General features: G+C 47.2%; 9 protein-coding genes. 8 read left to right on the top strand and 1 reads right to left on the bottom strand.

Annotated features, from left to right (window positions below):
* Positions 1-19 precede the first annotated feature (19 nt).
* The 3 genes from dxs (at position 20) to VFC92_04890 (ending at position 5,744) form a co-directional block, all read left to right on the top strand.
* On the top strand, positions 20-1,939 hold the full coding sequence (gene dxs / locus VFC92_04880; GenBank protein ID HZK07512.1) for a 1-deoxy-D-xylulose-5-phosphate synthase: 1,920 nt from the start codon (positions 20-22) through the stop codon (positions 1,937-1,939).
* 48 nt (positions 1,940-1,987) lie between these two features.
* Positions 1,988-3,673 (top strand): choice-of-anchor J domain-containing protein, encoded by a 1,686-nt coding sequence (locus tag VFC92_04885; protein HZK07513.1) that lies wholly within the window; start codon positions 1,988-1,990, stop codon positions 3,671-3,673.
* A 163-nt stretch (positions 3,674-3,836) separates the two neighbouring features.
* On the top strand, positions 3,837-5,744 hold the full coding sequence (locus VFC92_04890; GenBank protein ID HZK07514.1) for a Na+/H+ antiporter NhaC family protein: 1,908 nt from the start codon (positions 3,837-3,839) through the stop codon (positions 5,742-5,744).
* A 123-nt stretch (positions 5,745-5,867) separates the two neighbouring features.
* Here VFC92_04890 and VFC92_04895 read toward each other — a convergent pair whose 3' ends face one another.
* Positions 5,868-6,332, bottom strand: a complete 465-nt coding sequence (locus tag VFC92_04895; protein HZK07515.1) for a hypothetical protein — start codon at positions 6,330-6,332, stop codon at positions 5,868-5,870.
* Between the two features lie 111 nt (positions 6,333-6,443).
* On the opposite strand from VFC92_04895, the gene VFC92_04900 reads away from it, so the two are divergent.
* From VFC92_04900 to VFC92_04920, 5 genes are all read left to right on the top strand, one after another.
* Positions 6,444-9,590: a two-component regulator propeller domain-containing protein gene (locus VFC92_04900; protein ID HZK07516.1), complete on the top strand. Its 3,147-nt coding sequence runs from the start codon at positions 6,444-6,446 to the stop codon at positions 9,588-9,590.
* A gap of 212 nt (positions 9,591-9,802) precedes the next feature.
* Entirely contained in the window at positions 9,803-10,555 is a 753-nt protein-coding gene (locus VFC92_04905) for a LytTR family DNA-binding domain-containing protein (protein HZK07517.1), read from the top strand.
* 191 nt (positions 10,556-10,746) lie between these two features.
* On the top strand, positions 10,747-11,304 hold the full coding sequence (locus VFC92_04910; protein HZK07518.1) for a hypothetical protein: 558 nt from the start codon (positions 10,747-10,749) through the stop codon (positions 11,302-11,304).
* Between the two features lie 113 nt (positions 11,305-11,417).
* Positions 11,418-15,185 (top strand): carboxypeptidase regulatory-like domain-containing protein, encoded by a 3,768-nt coding sequence (locus VFC92_04915; protein ID HZK07519.1) that lies wholly within the window; start codon positions 11,418-11,420, stop codon positions 15,183-15,185.
* Between the two features lie 47 nt (positions 15,186-15,232).
* On the top strand, positions 15,233-19,558 hold the full coding sequence (locus VFC92_04920; GenBank protein HZK07520.1) for a hypothetical protein: 4,326 nt from the start codon (positions 15,233-15,235) through the stop codon (positions 19,556-19,558).
* Positions 19,559-19,592: the final 34 nt, after the last annotated feature.

Genomic DNA, 19,592 nt, shown 5'->3' on the forward strand with positions numbered 1-19,592 from the left:
TTAATTTCAATAAAAAGGCATGACTGAAAAGTTGTTGCAAAAAATAAATTCACCGGCCGATCTTAAAAAGCTGCCTGAGTCGCAGCTCCAGGAATTGTGCGGCGAGCTGCGTCAGTTCATCATCGACGCTGTTTCCGACAATCCTGCACATTTGGGAGCCAACCTGGGAGCTGTGGAGCTTACCGTGGCGCTGCATTATGTTTTTGACACACCCGACGACAAACTGATTTGGGACGTAGGCCATCAGGCTTACGGCCATAAGATACTCACCGGACGCCGCGACCTTTTCGACACCAATCGCCGCAAAGGCGGCATCAGTGGATTTCCGAAAATGGAAGAAAGCGAGTATGATGCTTTTGGCGTAGGACATGCCTCCACTTCTATCTCGGCAGCCCTGGGCATGGCCGAAGCCTCCCAGCTTGCAGGTAATACCACACGCCATCACATTGCCGTAATTGGCGACGGCGCCATGACCGGCGGAATGGCGTTGGAAGCCATGAACAATGCCGGCGTAAATAATCCAAACCTGCTGGTGATCCTTAACGACAATGGCATTGCCATCGACAAAAATGTAGGTGCTATCAAAGATTACCTTGCCGGGATAGCAACCTCTCCGTTTTATAATCGATTGAAGGACAAAGTGTGGCTCGTTCTGGGCGGCGGCACCAAATACGGCCACAATACCCGTGCTATCGTAAAGCAGGTGGGCAACGCTGTAAAAGGAAGCATCCTGCGGCGCAGCAACTTGTTCGAAGCTTTCAACTTCCGTTATTTTGGGCCGGTAGATGGCAACGATGTGGAGCGCCTGGTGAAGCTGCTGCGCGACATCAAAAATATTAAGGGGCCTAAGCTGCTCCATATTGTAACTACTAAAGGTAAAGGCCTGGAGATGGCTGAGCGCGAGCCGGTGATTTATCATGCACCTCCCGGAAAATTCGACAGGCTCACCGGAAAGCTGGTTCCCAAAAAACCTTGCGACGGCGTGCAGCCACCCAAATATCAGGTGGTTTTTGGGCGCACCATGATTGAGCTGGCAGAGAGCAATCCCAAAGTGCTGGGCATCACTGCTGCTATGCCTACCGGTAGTTCGCTCGACATGCTCATGAACAAGATGCCACACAGGGCTTTCGATGTGGGAATTGCCGAACAGCATGCAGTTACTTTTGCTGCCGGGCTGGCCACGCAGGGATTTGTTCCTTTCTGTGTTATCTATTCCACCTTCCTGCAGCGCGCTTTCGATCAGATTATTCACGACGTGGCATTGCAGAATCTCAATGTAGTTTTTTGTATCGACCGCGCCGGCGTAGTAGGGGAGGATGGAGCTACTCATCAGGGGGCTTTCGATCTAGCCTATTTGCGGTGCATTCCCAACATGACCATCTGTGCTCCTATGAACGAGCAGGAGCTGCGCAACATGATGTACACAGCTCAGCTTGCTGACAAAGGACCATGGGCAATACGTTATCCGCGCGGGCGCGGTGTTATGGAAAACTGGAAGACGCCACTGGAGGAAATCCTTTCTGCCACAGGCCGCCGGCTCAATGATGGCAGCAATCTGGCTATTTTATCCATCGGTCATATTGGTAACGAAGCCGCCAAAGCTGTAGAAATTTTGCGCGAGGAAGATATTGAGGCTGCTCATTACGATGTGCGGTTTCTCAAACCACTCGACGAGAAGATGCTGCATGAAGTGTTTAAAAAATTCAGGAATATTATCACCGTTGAGGATGGCGTGATTGCAGGAGGCTTCGGCTCTGCCGTCCTCGAATTTATGGCCGATCATCAATATTCGGCTACGGTTATCCGGCTGGGAATCCCAGACTTGTTTGTGGAACACGGCGACAGAAATCTGATGATCCATGAGCTGGGATATGATGCACAGGCTATAGCCGCTGCCGCGCGCAAACTTGCCGCCGCTTTTTCGCCGCTACACCACTGATGAGCAGAATCGTGTCTTTATTTTTGATATACAATAAAAATCAAACCGATGAAACGAATTTACTTCTTCCTGCTTCTGGCGCTGTGGGCTTTGCAGTTGCAGGCTCAGATTACTGAATTTCCCTACAACGATGGTTTTGAAGAAGAGCAATTTCCGCCATCGGGCTGGCTGGGTTATCCCATCGTTGGCAATACGGAATTTGTACGGGTAACAGTTGGCGAATGGCCCGCCTGTTTGCCCCACGACGGAAGCGGCGCTATGGCGCAGTACAACTCATTTAATGCTAACATTGGAAAGTCGGCGGTATTGATAAGCCCGGAATTAATATTGGGCGATGATAACGTGCTGCGGTTTTGGTTTTATCGTTCCGAAGACCCCAGCAACAACCGCCACGATAAAATTGAAGTCTATTACAACGCTTCTCCCGATCTGGAAGGAGCCACGCTGCTGGATTCCATCAGCAGGGCTGTCAACTTTTATCCGGTTGTTCCCGCCAAGGGTTGGTATCAATACGAATTTGCGATCGACAATATGGGCAGTACCTATGTCATTTTCAAAGCCATTAGTGCCTACGGATGGAAAATGTATCTGGATGATGTAGAGGTCAACACCAGCACCATCGACGTTGATCCGCCGGTAGTAATCTCGCTGGGCGGAACGCAGGTTTACGCACTGCAGCCTATGAGCCTCGAACTGGTGGTGCGCGATGTGTCGGATATGCCGGAAATGCTCGAAGGACAAGTAACCATCGAAGGAGAAACACAGGTGGTGGAGATGAGAAAAACCAGCGGAACACAGGGCGATTTTACCTATCACGGAACCATTCCCGGTCAGCTCGATCACACCGAGGGCGAAATAAAATTCTGGCTCATCGATGCGCCGGGAAATGCTGCTTGGTCGGATAATTACCCATTGCATTGGGATTGGTTGAAACCCATATTTGAAGAGAGTTTCGAAGGAGAGGATTTTCCACCCGAAAACTGGACTGTTACCGGGCAGCCGCTTACATGGCTTACCTGGAACGACTATGGCCTGGTGTATTACACCGATAGCGATGGGGTAGAGTGGGAAGTTTATCCGCCCCATGGCCAGCGTCAAGCCGCCGTAGAATGGGATTTTCAGGGAAACGAACAAAACGAATGGATGATATCTCCGCTGATCGCCATTACAGAAAATGCAGTCCTTACCTTTAAAACTTTCGTCAGGCTATATAGCTACGACTACGACGAATATCTTGTCCGGGCTTCCACCGATGGTTTTACCTGGGTAAATCTATGGAGCGCCGCAGATTATCCCGCAGGCGTTAGCAATTATGACGACGATATTGCTTTAAGTTTAAATAGTTATGTGGGGCAGGAGGTTCGCCTCGCCTGGCAGGCTTACAATCTTTATGGCGGCAACCTTTGGTATTCGTGGTTTGTAGATGATGTAAAAATCCGGGCTACTGATACCCTTGTCGGGATTAACAAAAAAAATGATTTGCTGGTTTCCGGCGCTTTTCCAAATCCATTTGGCGCATTCACCACCATCAGTTTTAAAATGCAGCAAGCCGGGAAGGTTTCCCTAAATGTTTTCAGAAACGATGGTACAAAAGTATTTGAGCGAATTTATTATGAGCTTCCTGCAGGCTTTAATGAAATAAAAATTGATGGAACCCAATTGCCTTCGGGATTTTACTACTATCAGTTGCAAACCACTGGTGGCACTTCGGGTGGGAAGCTTATCAGGAGATAGTTTGCTTAATGCTGATCCCTGTCTGTCTTTTAATTCAACACAGACATTTTGTTAGCAAAAATCCATCGCAGCAAAAATTCTTGATTATTTTAGCCAAAATCTTTTTTGGACGGTGCGGAGCGCGATACCTTTTATAATCCTTTTCATTTTTACAACCACTCATTTGCATGCGCAATCGATTGTGGCTGACGATGTGCAGCTCGACAGCAGCAACCTGTCTGTAACACTTCCTGCCATTGTGATGCAGGACATCGCAACTCCCGTAACTTTCAAAATTACAGATCCCGCAATTCGTTCGATAGTGCACGGCAACGTTCCCATCATTATTGATGGAGAAGCAAAGACAGTAAATTTTCACTATGGTGAGGCTACTGCTGAGGTTATTTTTAAAGCTAACCGAACGTTTACCATTGAAGCAGGCAATTACATTTATCGGCGCTACGTAACCCCTGTTCCGCTATGGCTTTCGGTGCTGCCGCCGCTCCTTGCTATTATTATGGCCCTGTTTTTCAAAGAAGTCTACACGGCTCTGTTCATTGGCGTGTTGGTGGGGGCTTTTATTATTTTTTATTACCAGGGGCAGTATTTTTTTGAAGCTTTATTTAATGGATTTTTTGCTGTACTCGACACCTATGTGCTCGATTCGTTGCTCGATAAAAGCCATCTTTCCATCATTATCTTTTCGATGATGATAGGCGGCATGGTGGGGATTATTACAAAAAACGGCGGGATGAAAGGCGTTGTCAATTTTCTATCGCGTTATGCCAACAATGCGCGTTCGGGGCAACTGGTGACGTGGCTGCTGGGGATAATGATATTTTTTGATGATTATGCTAACACCCTTGTAGTGGGCAACACGATGCGTCCGATCACGGATAAGCTAAAAGTTTCGCGTGAAAAGCTGGCCTATATCGTCGACAGCACAGCGGCACCGGTTGCTTCGATAGCCTTTGTTACCACATGGATTGGCGCCGAACTTAGCTACATCCAGAATGGGATAAAAACCCTGGGACTCGACGAAACGCCTTACGATGTTTTTCTCAACTCTTTGCAGTATTCGTTTTATCCTGTCCTGACTTTGATTTTTGTAGTGATTCTCATAATGCGACGACGCGATTTCGGTCCCATGCACGCCATCGAGGTAGCTGCGCGTAGCGGAAAAGTCGCGCCAAAGGCAACCCATCCCAATCTGGATTTTGGACGCGAGACCGAACCTGACGAAAACGTTAAAGCGCGGGGGTACAACGCCATCGTGCCTGTGCTGGTGGTGATATTCGGAACCATCACCGGCCTTATTATTACAGGTTTGCAGCAGGTGGGATGGGATGCTTCGGCGGGGTTCGGCACCAATCTCTCGCATGTGATTGGCAGCTCCGATTCTTTCAGCGCATTGTTGTGGTCGTCGTTGGGGGGCGTGGTAACCGCTTTGATACTTACCGTGGGTCAGCGCATCTTGCCGTTGCGCAGCAGCATCGATGCTTTGGTTGACGGATTTAAAAGTATGCTTACGGCAGTACTTATTTTGGTGTTGGCCTGGTCGATAGCACTGATTACTGAGCAGTTGCATACGGCAGAGTTTATTTCGGGAAGCCTTATCCGGCTCGACGTTTCACCTTATCTGTTGCCGGCGCTTACCTTTTTATTGGCCGCAGCCATTGCTTTTTCTACGGGCTCTTCGTGGGGAACGATGGCCATTTTGTACCCGCTTATCCTGCCGGCTACCTGGTACATTGGCATCGAAGCGGGGTTGGAGTACAACACAGCTATGTCGATTTTTCACAATGTAGTTTCGGCTGTTCTTGCCGGCTCGGTGATGGGCGATCATTGTTCGCCGATTTCCGACACCACTATTCTCAGTTCGCTGGCCAGCTCCTGCGACCACATCAGCCATGTGCGAACGCAAATGCCCTATGCCCTCACAGTGGGCGCAGTAGCCATTGTGCTCGGAACTATTCCTGCAGCTTTTGGAGTGTCGGTGCTGATATTATTTCCGGTAAATATTGCGGTACTTGTATTGATTACTCAATTCTTTGGCAAGCAGGTGCCTAAGGCATTTCTTGTTAAATCCTGAGTAGGCAGGGCGCATGGCGCGTGGCCCAAAGAGTATGGTGAAGGGTGTGCATTGTTGCCGGATTCGCAGCCACAGGATGCTGACTGAAGCCTGCTGACTGAAGCCTGCCGACTGAAGACTATTTTAATTAAAGACGTACAGCACTTCCTCAACGTAGCGCGTGTTGTATTGCACCATGGGGTAGGTGGCAGGCCCTTCGACCGCGGAACCGTCGAGCAGCAAATAGCGGGAACCTGTGCAGGTGTCGACTGCGAAGAGTGCCGATTCGTCGACGATGAGGCGTGTGCACTTGAATACCGGCTCAAAAACACAACAACTGTCGGGCTTGTAGGTGGGCGTGCGCTCAAAGGCTTTGAAATCCTCGAGCGTTGCGCGATAAATAATGATGCCACGACTGGGCTCAAGTGCGGTGACGTAAGCGTAGCCACCAATGTTGTTGAGCGGCAGGTATTGGGTTGAGTTGGGATAGATTTGAAAATTAACATAGCCGATATCGATAGGCGGATCATCGTTGCTGTCGCAGGAGATAAAGAAGAGGGAGGAAAAGATTGAAAATAAAGCGACAAAAAAAATCGTTCTGGAAGTCATAGCTATGTTGGATGAGTGTAGGGCTACTAACGCGACGATTTATCAGATATTTTGTAGGAAATGGCAAGAGCCTGTGGTGGAAGGCATACATTTGCAAAAATGAAATTTTTAGTGAGAAACACACCTTATTATATAGTGCTGTCGATTGTGGTGATACTGCATGTGGCTGGCTACGCTCAAAAGTCGCCGGCGTACGTTTTTGATGTAATCACCAGCGAAAACACTTTTCAACAAAAAGGCTTGTCAGCCAACAGCGTCAATAGCATTATCCAGGACAGTTACGGCTATTTTTGGTTTGGCACCTGGGACGGGCTCAACAAATTCGACGGGTACAATTTCACCATTTACACCCGCGCCGAAGGATTGAGCAACGAAACTGTTCACGCGGTGATCGAAGCCGATGATGGCAACATCTGGGTGGGAACCGATGACGGCCTGAATTGTCTGGAGCGGGCTACCGGAAAGATCATCACCTATCTTTGTTGTGATGAGGACAGCACCACACTTTCTGATAATAAAGTAAATCATCTTTTCCAGGACATCCCCGGGCGCATACTCATTTGCACCGACCGCGGATTGTGCAGCATCGATCTGCAAACTCATGCCATACAGCGTTACAAAACCGGAAGGCGCAGTCGTTACAACAGTGTCAACTGTATTATGCGCAGCACCGACAGCACCTATTGGCTCGGTACCAACTTTGGGTTGGTAGAATATGATTTGGAGAAAAATCAGAGCATGCGCCATCTCCACCGACCCGAAGATCCCCATAGTTTGAGCGATAACAATGTTCGCGACATCCTTGAAGACAGTCAGAGTCGTCTTTGGATTGCTACCGAAAACGGCCTCAGCCTGATGAATCGCACCGACAATACTTTTAGGATTATTCGTAATAATCCCATCGACGAAACAACTTTGAGTCATAATTTTATCGAAACTCTTTTCGAGGATACCGAAGGGCAGTTGTGGATAGGAACCGATGGTGGCGGGCTGAATGTTATGGATCTGCAGGATTATTCCATCAGCCGCCTAAAGGTCGACAACCACAGGGCCGGCAGCCTTAGCAACAACCGTATTTACTGTATCACCAGCGACCGCATTGGCAACATCTGGATTGGAACTTTTAAAGGTGTGAATGGCATCGACCGCTACAGACCCAAATTTAATCTTTATCCGGCACAGCCCAACGGCCCGGGGGCTTTGGATGACAATTTTGTGTGGTGTTTTCTCGAATATGCTCCTGGCATCATCTGGATTGGTACCGACCGCGGTATCAGCGTTTTTAATGCCGGGAGTAAGGAGTTGAGCAGACTTTCCGGATATTTTGCCGGCGACAATCAGCTTTCGAGCCTGCGTGTGCGCTCACTGTTCAAGGATAGCTTTGGCAACGTTTGGATTGGCACACGCGATGCCGGGCTTAACAAGCTCGAAACAAAAACCGGCCGCATCCACCACTTCAGTCCGTCGATGCAATACTACAACAACATAAGCGATGGATATGTGCTCGACATGCTGCAGGACAGCGACGGCATGATTTGGGTAGGAACCAACAATGGCTTGAACATCATTGATCCGGTAACCCATTCAATAAAAATTTACCGGCACGATCCCCAAAAGTCAGGATCGATATCCAATAATACCATCTATAAAATTCATAAGGATCGACAGGGGATTATCTGGCTGGCGACTCTCGACGGCTTGAATCGGTACTATCCGCAAGGTGATACTTTCTCTGTATTCCGGAACAATATGCCCCGTAAAGAGCTGGCTACCGACCGGCTTTTTAGCATTCACGAAGACAGCCTGGGAAATTTCTGGCTGGGAACGCGTGGGGGTGGTTTAGAATATTTCGATAGAAGCAACAATAGTTTTTCCAGCTACACCCGCGACGATGGCTTGCCAAATAACATGGTGTATGGGGTGCTGCAGGATGGCGAAAATAACTTGTGGATGAGCACCAACTGGGGCATCTCTAAATTTGATATCAGCTCGCAGACGTTCATCAATTTTGATGTTACTGACGGCCTGCAAAGCAACGAGTTTAATGCCGAGGCCTATCTGAAATCCTCTTCCGGAGAGATGTACTTTGGAGGTATGAAAGGATTTAACGTTTTTGATCCTGCCGCCATTCAGCTCAACCCATTGATGAGCAACCTGATGATCACTTCTTTTAAGATTTTTAACCAGCCGCAGGCAGGGCAGCTACTCGATGGCGATACCATTGTACTCACCCATCAGCAAAACTTTTTATCTTTTGAGTTTTCTACTTTTGATTATTTCAATCCGCACAAGAGCAAATATGCCTACCGGCTCGACGATTACAACAACGACTGGGTGTATGTGGATGGTGGTCGCCACTATGCCGACTATGCCAACGTGATGCCGGGCACCTACAACTTCAGAGTGACGGGGGCGGGAAGCAACGGCAGGTGGAACAGCCACGGCATAAATCTTACCATCATCATCAGGCCACCATGGTTTGCTACCTGGTGGTTCCGCACCGCTGCAGTGCTGCTGTTTCTTTTTATTATCTGGGTGGTCATTTTTTCCAGTGTGCGACATATCCGCAAAAAGCATTTGCTCGAAACGCGGATGCTTATTGTAGAGAAACAATTGTTGGAGATACAGCAGAAAGCCCTGCGCTTGCAGATGAATCCACATTTTATTTTCAATTCGCTGAACAGCATCCAGAGTTTTATTTTGACCCGCGACGTGGATATGGCTATCAATTATCTAAGCCGGTTTTCGCAACTCATGCGGCTCATCCTGGCCAACTCCCGCCAATCGATGATAGCTTTGGCCGACGAAATAAAAGCCATTACACTCTATCTCGAAATCGAGAAACTCCGTTTCGACAATCGTTTTGATTATGATATCCGGCTTGATCCCGAGATCGACGAAGAGTTTACAGGCATTCCGCCTATGATTCTGCAACCTTTTGTCGAAAATGCTATAATCCACGGGCTGATGCACAAAACAACGATGGGAAGCATCAGCATTGTTTTTATTAAAAAAGGAAATAATTTATTTTGCACCATCACCGACAATGGCGTGGGGCGCGAGCGAGCCATGGAAATTAAAAATGAGTCCGGACTTGGAACCAAATCCCGCGGAATGATCATCACCAACGAAAGGCTCGAATTGTTGAGCCAGAATGTGGATGAAAAATTCAGCGTGCAGATTGTCGATCTAAAAGATGCAGAAGGGCAGGCTGCCGGCACGCGTGTGGAGCTTACAATTCCCATTCAGGAAGTTTAGCGGTACACACACTAAATTCGCAGCCTCCATTTTACAAAAGGTTACCACATCATCTTACAGATTGAGAAAATGCACCGGTTTCTATTGAGAATGCACGGTTTTGCGTACATTTGTTATTTATAACAGTTAAAAATTAAGGAGTTAAATCGAAAAACCGGCAGTCTTTGCAAGAAAAGATAGATATTTGGCGGTTTATATTTTAGCAAAACAACGTGGTAAAAGCAGTAATCATCGATGACGAGAAGAAGTCGCGTCAGGCGCTCATCAGCCTGCTGGAACGCTATTGCCACAGTGTGATCATTCTGGGCGAAGCCGAAGGAGTGCGTTCCGGCGTCGATCTGATAAAAAGCACCGAGCCCGATGTAATCTTTCTCGACATACAGATGCAGGACGGCAGTGGCTTCAGATTACTACAATATTTTGATGAAATAAACTTTGAGATTGTGTTTACCACAGCCTTCGATCAATACGCTATCAAGGCGATCAAGTTCAGTGCACTCGACTACCTGCTTAAGCCCATTGTGCCGCAGGAGCTGATGGATGCTGTGCGCAAGGTGGAAGATATCAAGATAGCCCGGCAACAGAACATCAGTAAAAACATTGACGTTCTGCTCGAAAACATTCAAAATCCGGCAGAGTCGCGTAAGATTATTCTCAGCACCGCCGAAAAAATCCATGTGGTGGATGTAGATGATATAATAAGGTGTGAATCGGATAATTACTACACCAATTTTTTCTTTAAGGATGGTACCAAGCTTTTGATCAGTAAGACATTGAAAGAAAATGAATATCTCTTGCGCGGTCATCAGTTTATCCGCTCGCACAAGTCGCATCTTATCAATACAAAATACATCAAAGGCTTTTTGAAAGGCGATGGTGGTTTCATTCTGATGAGCGACAAGAGCAAAGTGCCGGTATCGCGCCGCCGCAAGGAGTTGATTATGGAAACTTTAAATAATTTGTAAGGAATATAGGTTTAGGATTAGAAAATATTGAAAAACAGAAAGATACGTGGGTAGGTAAGCCTGATGGGAGCTCCGGAGGAGGTGAGCCGGCAACTGATTGTTAAAAACCATTAACTTATTTCAGAGCACCAGTTCCCGAGGCACTTCTACTTTTACGTATTTTCAGCATCGAGAAAATTCATTGCAAACACATGAGTGACTTATTATTTTTTCTATTAATAATCGGTTGGCTAGCTTTCAGCTTTTACCAGCAAGGCGTCAAGAAAAAGCGCCAGCAGGAGGCAATGGAAGCTGCACGCAAGCGTCAGTTGGCTGAAGAGCAGGAAGCTGCTTCCGCGCCGGATGTGGTGTACGAGCCTTCGACGCAGGAGCAGCAGCCCGATCGACGCCGCGACTTTGTAGAAGAACTCGAGCGCATGCTCACCGGCGAGGCACAAAGTCTTGAAGAAATACCGGAACAAGAAGCACAATCGCTCGAAACTATTCCTGAACCGGCACAGATGATCGAGTTTGCAGATGATGATGAAATCAACATTTATCAGAAATATTATGACACTAGAATAGCACCCGTAACGGCGAAGCAGGAAACGTCCGAAAAACTGGAAGATAAACGGCGTGAGTTGCAGGAGGATATGGAGAAGGAGGTACAATTGGCTGAGGTAGCAAAAGAGCCTGTTTTCGACACTTCGAACTTCGATTTGCGCAAGGCAGTTATCTATTCGGAGATACTAAATCGTCGTTATCGTTAATTAGTGTTAGTTTAAATAAGAGGGGGAAACAAAAAGGTTTTGGAGAATCCGTTTTTTTATTACTAATTTTACCGCCCTTTAGCAAAGCAAAAATAAACATAAAATTATTTAGTATGTTAAAAAATCTACTTTTAACTATTGGTATTCTGCTCACGTCCAGCCTGTATCTGTTTTCACAGTCGGGCGCACTGCAAGGAAAAATCCTTGATGCCGATACTAAAGACCCCATTCCGTTTGCCAACGTGGCGTTGTTTTCGGGGGGTGATCTGATAACGGGGGCTACCTCCGATTTTGATGGTAAGTATGTAATAAAACCTTTGGCACCAGGTAATTACAACGTGCGGGCATCGTTTATTGGTTATCAAACCAAGGAAATTGCCAACGTTATTGTAAAAGGTGACCAGATCGTTTTTGAGAATATTTCATTGTCGAGTACTACCGAGATGCTTCAGACTGTGGAAGTGGTGGAATACAAAGTTCCACTAATTTCCAAAGACCAGACTACCTCAGGTGCCACGGTTACCAGTGAAGAAATTCAAAAGATGCCCAACCGCTCCACTACTTCTATCGCAACAACGGTGGGAGGGGTTTACTCTGATGCCGACGGTGGTAACATCAGTATCCGCGGACAGCGCTCGAGCGGTACGGTTTACTACATCGACGGCATGCGCGTTTTAGGTTCGCTCGCCATTCCCGAGTCAGCCATCGAGCAGGTCTCAGTAATTCTTGGTGGTGTGCCCGCCAAATTTGGCGATGCTACCGGGGGTATCATCAGCGCTACCACCAAAGGGCCTTCGCGGCAATTTGGCGCCGGCGTCGAGTTGCAGACATCTGAATTCCTGGATGCCTTCGGTTACAACCGTGTGGGATTGAACATACAGGGGCCACTGATTTCAAGAACCGAAGAAAGTGGCAGCAAGACCTCCCTGGTCGGTTACTTCCTGGCTGGCGAATTTATTCACCGTGCAGACGGACGTCCCTCGGCTAAAGGAACACTTGATAGGGCTACCGGCGAATATCTGAACTCCTTAAAAGAGAATCCACAGCGCGTTACCGGTACAGGATACGGCTTATTCAACAATACACTTTTTATGCGCAAGAGCGATACCGAAACGGTAAAACAATCGCAAAATACGGCACGCACCGAAATAAACCTTTCCGGAAAAATTGACCTGCGCACCTCGCCTACCATCAACCTTACCATCGGTGGGTCGTTCAACCTGCAGGACTATCGCGCCTTTAGCTATACCAATAGCCTTCTAAACTACGAAAATAATGCGCACGTTAAAAATAACACATGGCGTGTTTTCGGTCGTTTTACACAGCGTTTCCCGGTAGATAAAGAAAGTAGTTCACTCATTAAGAACGTTTACTATAGTATCCAGGCCGACTATTCAAGATTTCATCAGGTGGTAGAAGATGAAACCCACGGTGATAATCTTTTCAACTATGGTTATCTGGGCAAATTTGATACATACAAACGTCGTTCGTACGAGCGTGGCAACGACACCATCAATGGCAACATATATCATAATGTGTTGGTGCAAAACAGCTGGCAGGATACTGCCTTCACTTTTCAGCCCTACGACATCAACCCGGTTTCAGCTCGCTACACCGAGCTATATTATGAGCGTTATCCTGAGGCAGGCGACTGGCGCAACAATCCCCAGGGTGGCTACTGGCTCAACTACAACCAGGTGCAGCTTTACGGAGGCTTGCTCAACGGGCAATCTCCTGGTAGCGTCTACACCACGTGGTCCAACTTAGGCTCACGGTACAACGGTTATCAGGTTGACGACGATTCGCAGATAGGTATTTCTGCCAATGCCAGTGCCGACATCGGCAACCATGCCATCGAGTTTGGTCTGCAATATGAGCAACGAAAAGAGAGCGCTTACGGCTATGGCCCTGTAGGTTTGTGGTCGCTGATGCGCCTGATCACCAATGCCCATATCAATGAGCTTGACAAGAGCAATCCGCAGTTGGTTACAATTGATGGAGTATTTCAGGATACAATCAACTATAACCGTCTGTACAGTTTTACCGACCAGCGCGTCTTCGATGCCAACCTGCGTAAAAAATTGGGTATCGACATTCAGGGCATCGACTGGATCGACATCGATTCTTACGATCCGCGTACCCAGACGATCAGCTACATCGACGAAAATGGCGTAATACATAAAAACACTCCTGTAAATGGTGGACTTTCCATAGATATGTTTAGCCCTGATGAGCTACTCAACGACGGTGTTAACTACGTTTACTATCATGGTTACGATCCTTACGGAAATAAGCACAGCAACCGTCCGGCTTTCGACGACTTCTTTAATGCACAGGACGAAATTATGATGCCCAATAATCAGGTGAAAAAATTTAACACCCGCGACATCGGTGCTTTTGAGCCCATTTACATGGCCGGATACATCCAGGATAAATTTGCTTTCGACGACCTGATCTTTAACATTGGTTTGCGTGTCGACCGTTTCGATGCCAACCAACATGTGTTGAAAGACCCCTACTTGTTTTATTCAGCATACACCGTAGACGAAAAGAACAGGACTTTTGACAACCGGCAGCACCCTTCCAATATTCCGGGCGAGGCTGTAATTTATGTGGATAACAAAGACAATCCTGCAGGTGTAACTGGTTACCGTGTGGATGATGTCTGGTATAATTCTTCGGGTGCCATCATTCAAAACCCCGATATCCTTGATGTTGGTAATGGTATCACTCCATACGTTAAAAATCCGAATCAAAAAACCATGACCAGTGATGTGTTTGAAGACTATACCCCGCAGGTGAGTGTGATGCCACGAATTTCGTTCTCATTCCCGATTTCCGATGAGGCGTTGTTCTTTGCTCACTACGATATTCTTACCATGCGTCCTACCGCTGCATTGCGTATGGACCCAACCCAATATTTCTTTATCGACCGTCAGGGAGCTATCAACAACCCAAACCTGAAGCCTGAAAAAACTATCGACTATGAGTTGGGATTTCAGCAGAAGCTCAGTAACACTTCTTCAATCAAGATAGCCACTTTCTATCGTGAGGTGCGCGACCAGATACAATATTACCGTTTTACGGGCGCCTACACCGGAGGTTCTAACCTTTACGACTCCTATGCTAACCTCGACTTCAGTACTGTAAAAGGTTTGACAGTAGAATATGACCTGCGCCGGACCAACAACATCCGGGCACGTATTAGCTACACGCTGCAATTTGCCGAAGGTACTGGATCGAGCCCCAGCACAGCCGCTGCTCTGGTTAGTGCCGGACTGCCTAACCTGCGTCAGTTATTCCCACTCGACCAGGACCGCCGTCACTCTTTCAACGTCGTGCTCGATTATCGTTTTGGCGAAGGCAAAGCTTACAGTGGTCCCACTTCTACCCGCAACATAAAAGGTACTGATCAGGTAAAAACCAGCCAGTGGCTTAAAAATACCGGTCTTAATATCACCCTGAGTGGTGGATCAGGAACTCCCTACACCCGTGCCGAAAACATTATTGGCGTTTATGGTGGTGGTGGTGGTTACGTTTTGGATGGTACCATCAACGGATCGCGACTGCCGTGGCAGTTTAGGATCGATGGCCGTCTGGATCGCGACATCAGCATAAATAAAGACCCTAAATCCAACACTTACCTCAACGTCTATTTGCAGGTGCTTAACATTTTGAACACCAAAAACATCATCTCGGTTTATCCCGCTACCGGGAGTCCTGATGATGATGGTTACCTGACAGCTCCCGAATGGCAGAGCAACATCAACTCTTCTATCGATCCCGCTGCTTATCGCGATCTTTATGCATTGCGCATGAACACACCCTTCAACTTTAGTACACCGCGTCAGATCAGGCTGGGTGTGATCTTCAATTTTTAATACCGCTATTTTTAAGATTAATCAGGAAAAATAAAAATATCATACAGATGAGATACATATTACAAACGCTGCTGATTTTCTCGGTAATCCTAATGACAGCCCCCGAAAGCTTTGCCGAAAAACAACCCAATGCAGAAAAAAATACACTTAAAGCGAGTGCTGCCGGTTGTTCGGCTGGTGGTGGCTTTGCTTTCCTTGATGTAAATAATGTCCGTGCCCGTATCAATACAGGTGGCGACATGTGGTGGAACTTCGACCGTGCTCAATATTTTGTTCCTGCCAACACCCAACAAACATCGATGTTTTCGGCATCGCTGTGGATTGGTGGTGTCGACGTCAACGGTCAGCTTAAGTTGGCTGCCCAGCGTTACCGTCAGGTAGGGATCGACTACTGGCCTGGTCCTCTTTCACGTATCGATGCTTCGATAGAAGCAGAAACCTGCGCTGAATACGACAAGCTTTTCGAAATGACACGTGCAGAGGTAGATGAATTTATAGCTTGGTCTAACAGCCTCGATCCAGCTGAAGAGTACCCGGATTATGTTATCCCCGAAAGCATCCTCAACTGGCCGGCTCACGGTGACGAGAGTCTTGGGCAAAGCTATTACATGGCGCCTTTTTTTGATGCCAACCAGGATGGTGAATACGATCCCCGCCAGGGCGACTATCCCTACTACGACATCGACAACAGCTTGTGCAAAACACAAACCCCAACCAAAGATGCCGAATATTACTATCCCAATACCCCGAATAACTGGCAATACGGAATTATGGTCGACCAGGTGATTAAGGGTGACCAAACACTGTGGTGGGTTTTTAATGATAAAGGAAACATTCACACCGAAACTACCGGAGCTCCTATAGGTTTGGAAATTCGTGCGCAGGCTTTTGCCTTTGCCACCAACGATGAGGTGAACAACATGACCTTTTACAGTTACGAAATTATCAACCGCTCCACCTTCAAACTCACCAACACCTACTTTTCGCAATGGGTAGATACCGACCTGGGCTACGCCTGGGACGACTATGTTGGCTGCGATGTGGCTCGTGGTTTGGGCTATTCTTATAATGGTTTCCCAATAGATGGTTCGGGTGAGGTAGAAGCCTATGGCGACCAGCCCCCTGCTATCGGTGTTGACTTTTTCCAGGGTCCCTATATGGATCCCGATGGTATTGATAACCCCAAATACCAATTTGTGGTCAATGGCGCCGGTGACACTATTGATAGAATTCAAATTTGCGACGTGAGCATCAACGGTGTAAACTTTGGCGACGGCATCATTGATAACGAACGTTTTGGGATGCGTCGTTTTGTTTATCATAACAATACTTCTGCCAACCCCCACACTACCGACCCCCATACAGCTCCTGAATATTACAACTACCTGCGTGGTATTTGGAAAGACAATACCAAGATGCTTTACGGTGGAACTGCACACGTAAACGACCCGAAAGCTGTAGGTCCTGAATGCGACTTCATGTTTCCCGGCGATACCGACCCCTGCAACTGGGGAACAGGTGGTGCACCACCAAACGACGGATTTAACCAGAACGGAAAATACTGGACGGAAGAAACCGAAAAAAACCAGCCCGGTGACCGTCGTTTTATGCAGTCAGCCGGACCTTTCGATCTGCAAGCTGGTGCTGTAAACTATATTACTGTGGGTATTCCCTGGGCACGTGCTACCTCAGGTGGTGCCTGGGCATCTGTATTGTTGCTTCGCGTTGTCGACGACAAAGCACAGGCATTGTTCGATAACTGTTTTAAAGTGCTCGACGGCCCCAGTGCTCCTGATTTGAGCTTCCTTGAACTCGACCATAAATTGATTGTTACCATCAGCAACCGCAAAGGCTCTAATAACTACCTGGAAGAATATTCGGAGATAGATCCTAATATTCAGTTGCTTGAAGATACTACCGGTGTTCGCACACAAGCGCAGGAAGATTCGCTGAAAACCTATCGCTTCGAAGGATATCAGATTTATCAGCTACGCCGTCCCGACGTTAGTGTTGAAAGCCTTAAAGATCCTGACCTTGTTCGTCTGGTTGCTCAGTTTGACGTTAAGAACGGCATTACCAAGCTTGTCAACTATCAGCTCGACCGTAGCATTGGAGCTGCTGTGCCCGTTGTTGAAGTAGAAGGTGGTGATGAGGGCATCAGCCACACCTTTGAAATTACCCGCGACGTGTTTTCTGAAAAGGATGCAACGATGGTGAATCACAAGCAGTACTATTTTATGGCATTGTCATACGCACACAACGAATATTCTCCTTATTCGCAGGATCCCGGTATCGAAAACGGGCTTTACGGTCAAAAGAAACCCTACTTGTCCGGGCGTAAAAACATTAAGGTTTATACGGCTATTCCACACAAGCCTATGGATGGAAAGGTGTTGAACTCTGATTATGGCGACCGTTTTGAGATATCACGTCTGCAAGGCCATGGAAACGGTGGATTTGCATTGGAACTCAAACAAAGCGTGGTAGATAATATTATGTCGAAACCTCCCATCACTTACACATGGGATCCGGTACGTAATAAGTATTATACAAAAGATACCATTGGCAGCGAAAACTACCCGATGGCCTATCAGATTGATTATAAAATTAACAAAGGGCCACTAAATATTAAGGTAGTCAACCCGTTGGATGTAAAAGCTGGTGAATTCACTTTCCGTTTTGTAGATGTAAAGCATCCTTCAACAACCAATGCACAGGGTGAAGTTGTCGTCACCGATTCACTCACCATTTTGCGTTCGCACTGGATACTTACCGACGAACATGGCAATAGCTGGCATTCTGATACCAGTATTGATGTGCGCAACGAACAGGTAATTCCTGAGCTTGGTCTTTCTGTTAATATTATGCAGATTGCCGCTCCAGGCACTCCAAACTCAGTAAATAACGGCTTGATAAGTTCCTCTATATCGTTTACTGATAGCTCGAAACGTTGGCTTACAGGCGTCCGTGACTTGGACGTGCCAGACAGTCCTTTCAACTGGATTCGTTCGGGTACTTACGGAGACAAAGACTTAACAAATAAGAAATACTTCGATTGGAAGATGTGGCTTGATCCTCCTCAGCCCTGGGACCCGGGACAGAACTACGAGAAGATTATTGGCGGCACCTGGTCACCTTATGCGCTTACGGCTGATAAAATTGAAATAAAAATTGGCCCTGCTTATAACGATCTTTCACGCGACAAGGCCAAGCTATCTACACTGTCAAGCGTGGATGTGGTAATCACCTCCGATAAATCGAAATGGACACGTTGTCCGGTAATCGAAACCTGTCCTGACCCTAACCTGGCACAAGGCCGCGGTGTTCAGCTCATGTTACGTGAGTCGCCGTCGATAGATAAAGATGGCAACTTTGCTGCGAGCATGAACCTGCCCGACAGCGACAAACCTGAAGATCCTAACTATATTTCTGCCAAAGGAATGGGTTGGTTCCCCGGTTACGCCATCAATCTTGAAACCGGAGAACGTCTTAATGTGATATACGGAGAAAATTCCTGGCTCAGTGGCGACAATGGCCGCGACATGAAATGGAATCCTTCAAAAAGGTTAACAGATAAAAATGGTATCCCCGTATCTGGCGGGATGCATTATCTCTACATCATGAATCCTACACGTATTAATTACGTAGGCAACATCTTTAACACCCCTGCTTACGATGCTGGCCGTTATTATCGCGACTCGCTTGTAGGCGTGGGCATAGCCAATGGCGGCTTACCCGAAAACGTGCGTCTTTCCGGAGTTTACGCCAGTACACTGTGGGTTAATATCCCGTTAATGGCCGATTCGATATGGTTGCCCGAAGGCAATGATGCGCATGTAAAGATCAGAATTGCAAAACCGTACCGCCGTTACTTCTCCGAGCAGACTCTACATCCTGATAATCCTACTGAGGAAAACAACTTCAATCCTATGTTCAAGTTCAACACGGATGCCTTCGAGCCTGTTGCATATTCGCCTAAAACCAATAATCAGGATTTGGATATGATTTCGGTTGTTCCTAATCCCTACTATGCTTATGCTGATGGTCCGGGATACGAGCGCAACCAGCTCGATACTCGTGTGAAGATTACCAATCTTCCTTCGCGTTGTACAGTTACCATTTACAACATTAGCGGTTCGCTTATCCGTCAGTACAATGTGGATAAGTCGGTAATTAGCAATCCCTCCACATCGACCAGTGGAGTGGATACCGACGCAAAAACTTCCATCGACTGGGATTTGAAAAACTTTGCCGGCATTCCTGTTGCCAGCGGAATTTATCTGATCCATGTGAAAGAAACCGGTGGCCGTCATGGTGAACGGGTGGTAAAATGGTTTGGTGCTATGCGACCCATCGACCTCAATACTTTCTAAACGATACTGTTAGCAATTTGTAAGAACGAATAAA

Source organism: Bacteroidales bacterium (genome assembly GCA_035647615.1).
Classification (GTDB): Bacteria; Bacteroidota; Bacteroidia; order Bacteroidales; family 4484-276; genus SABY01.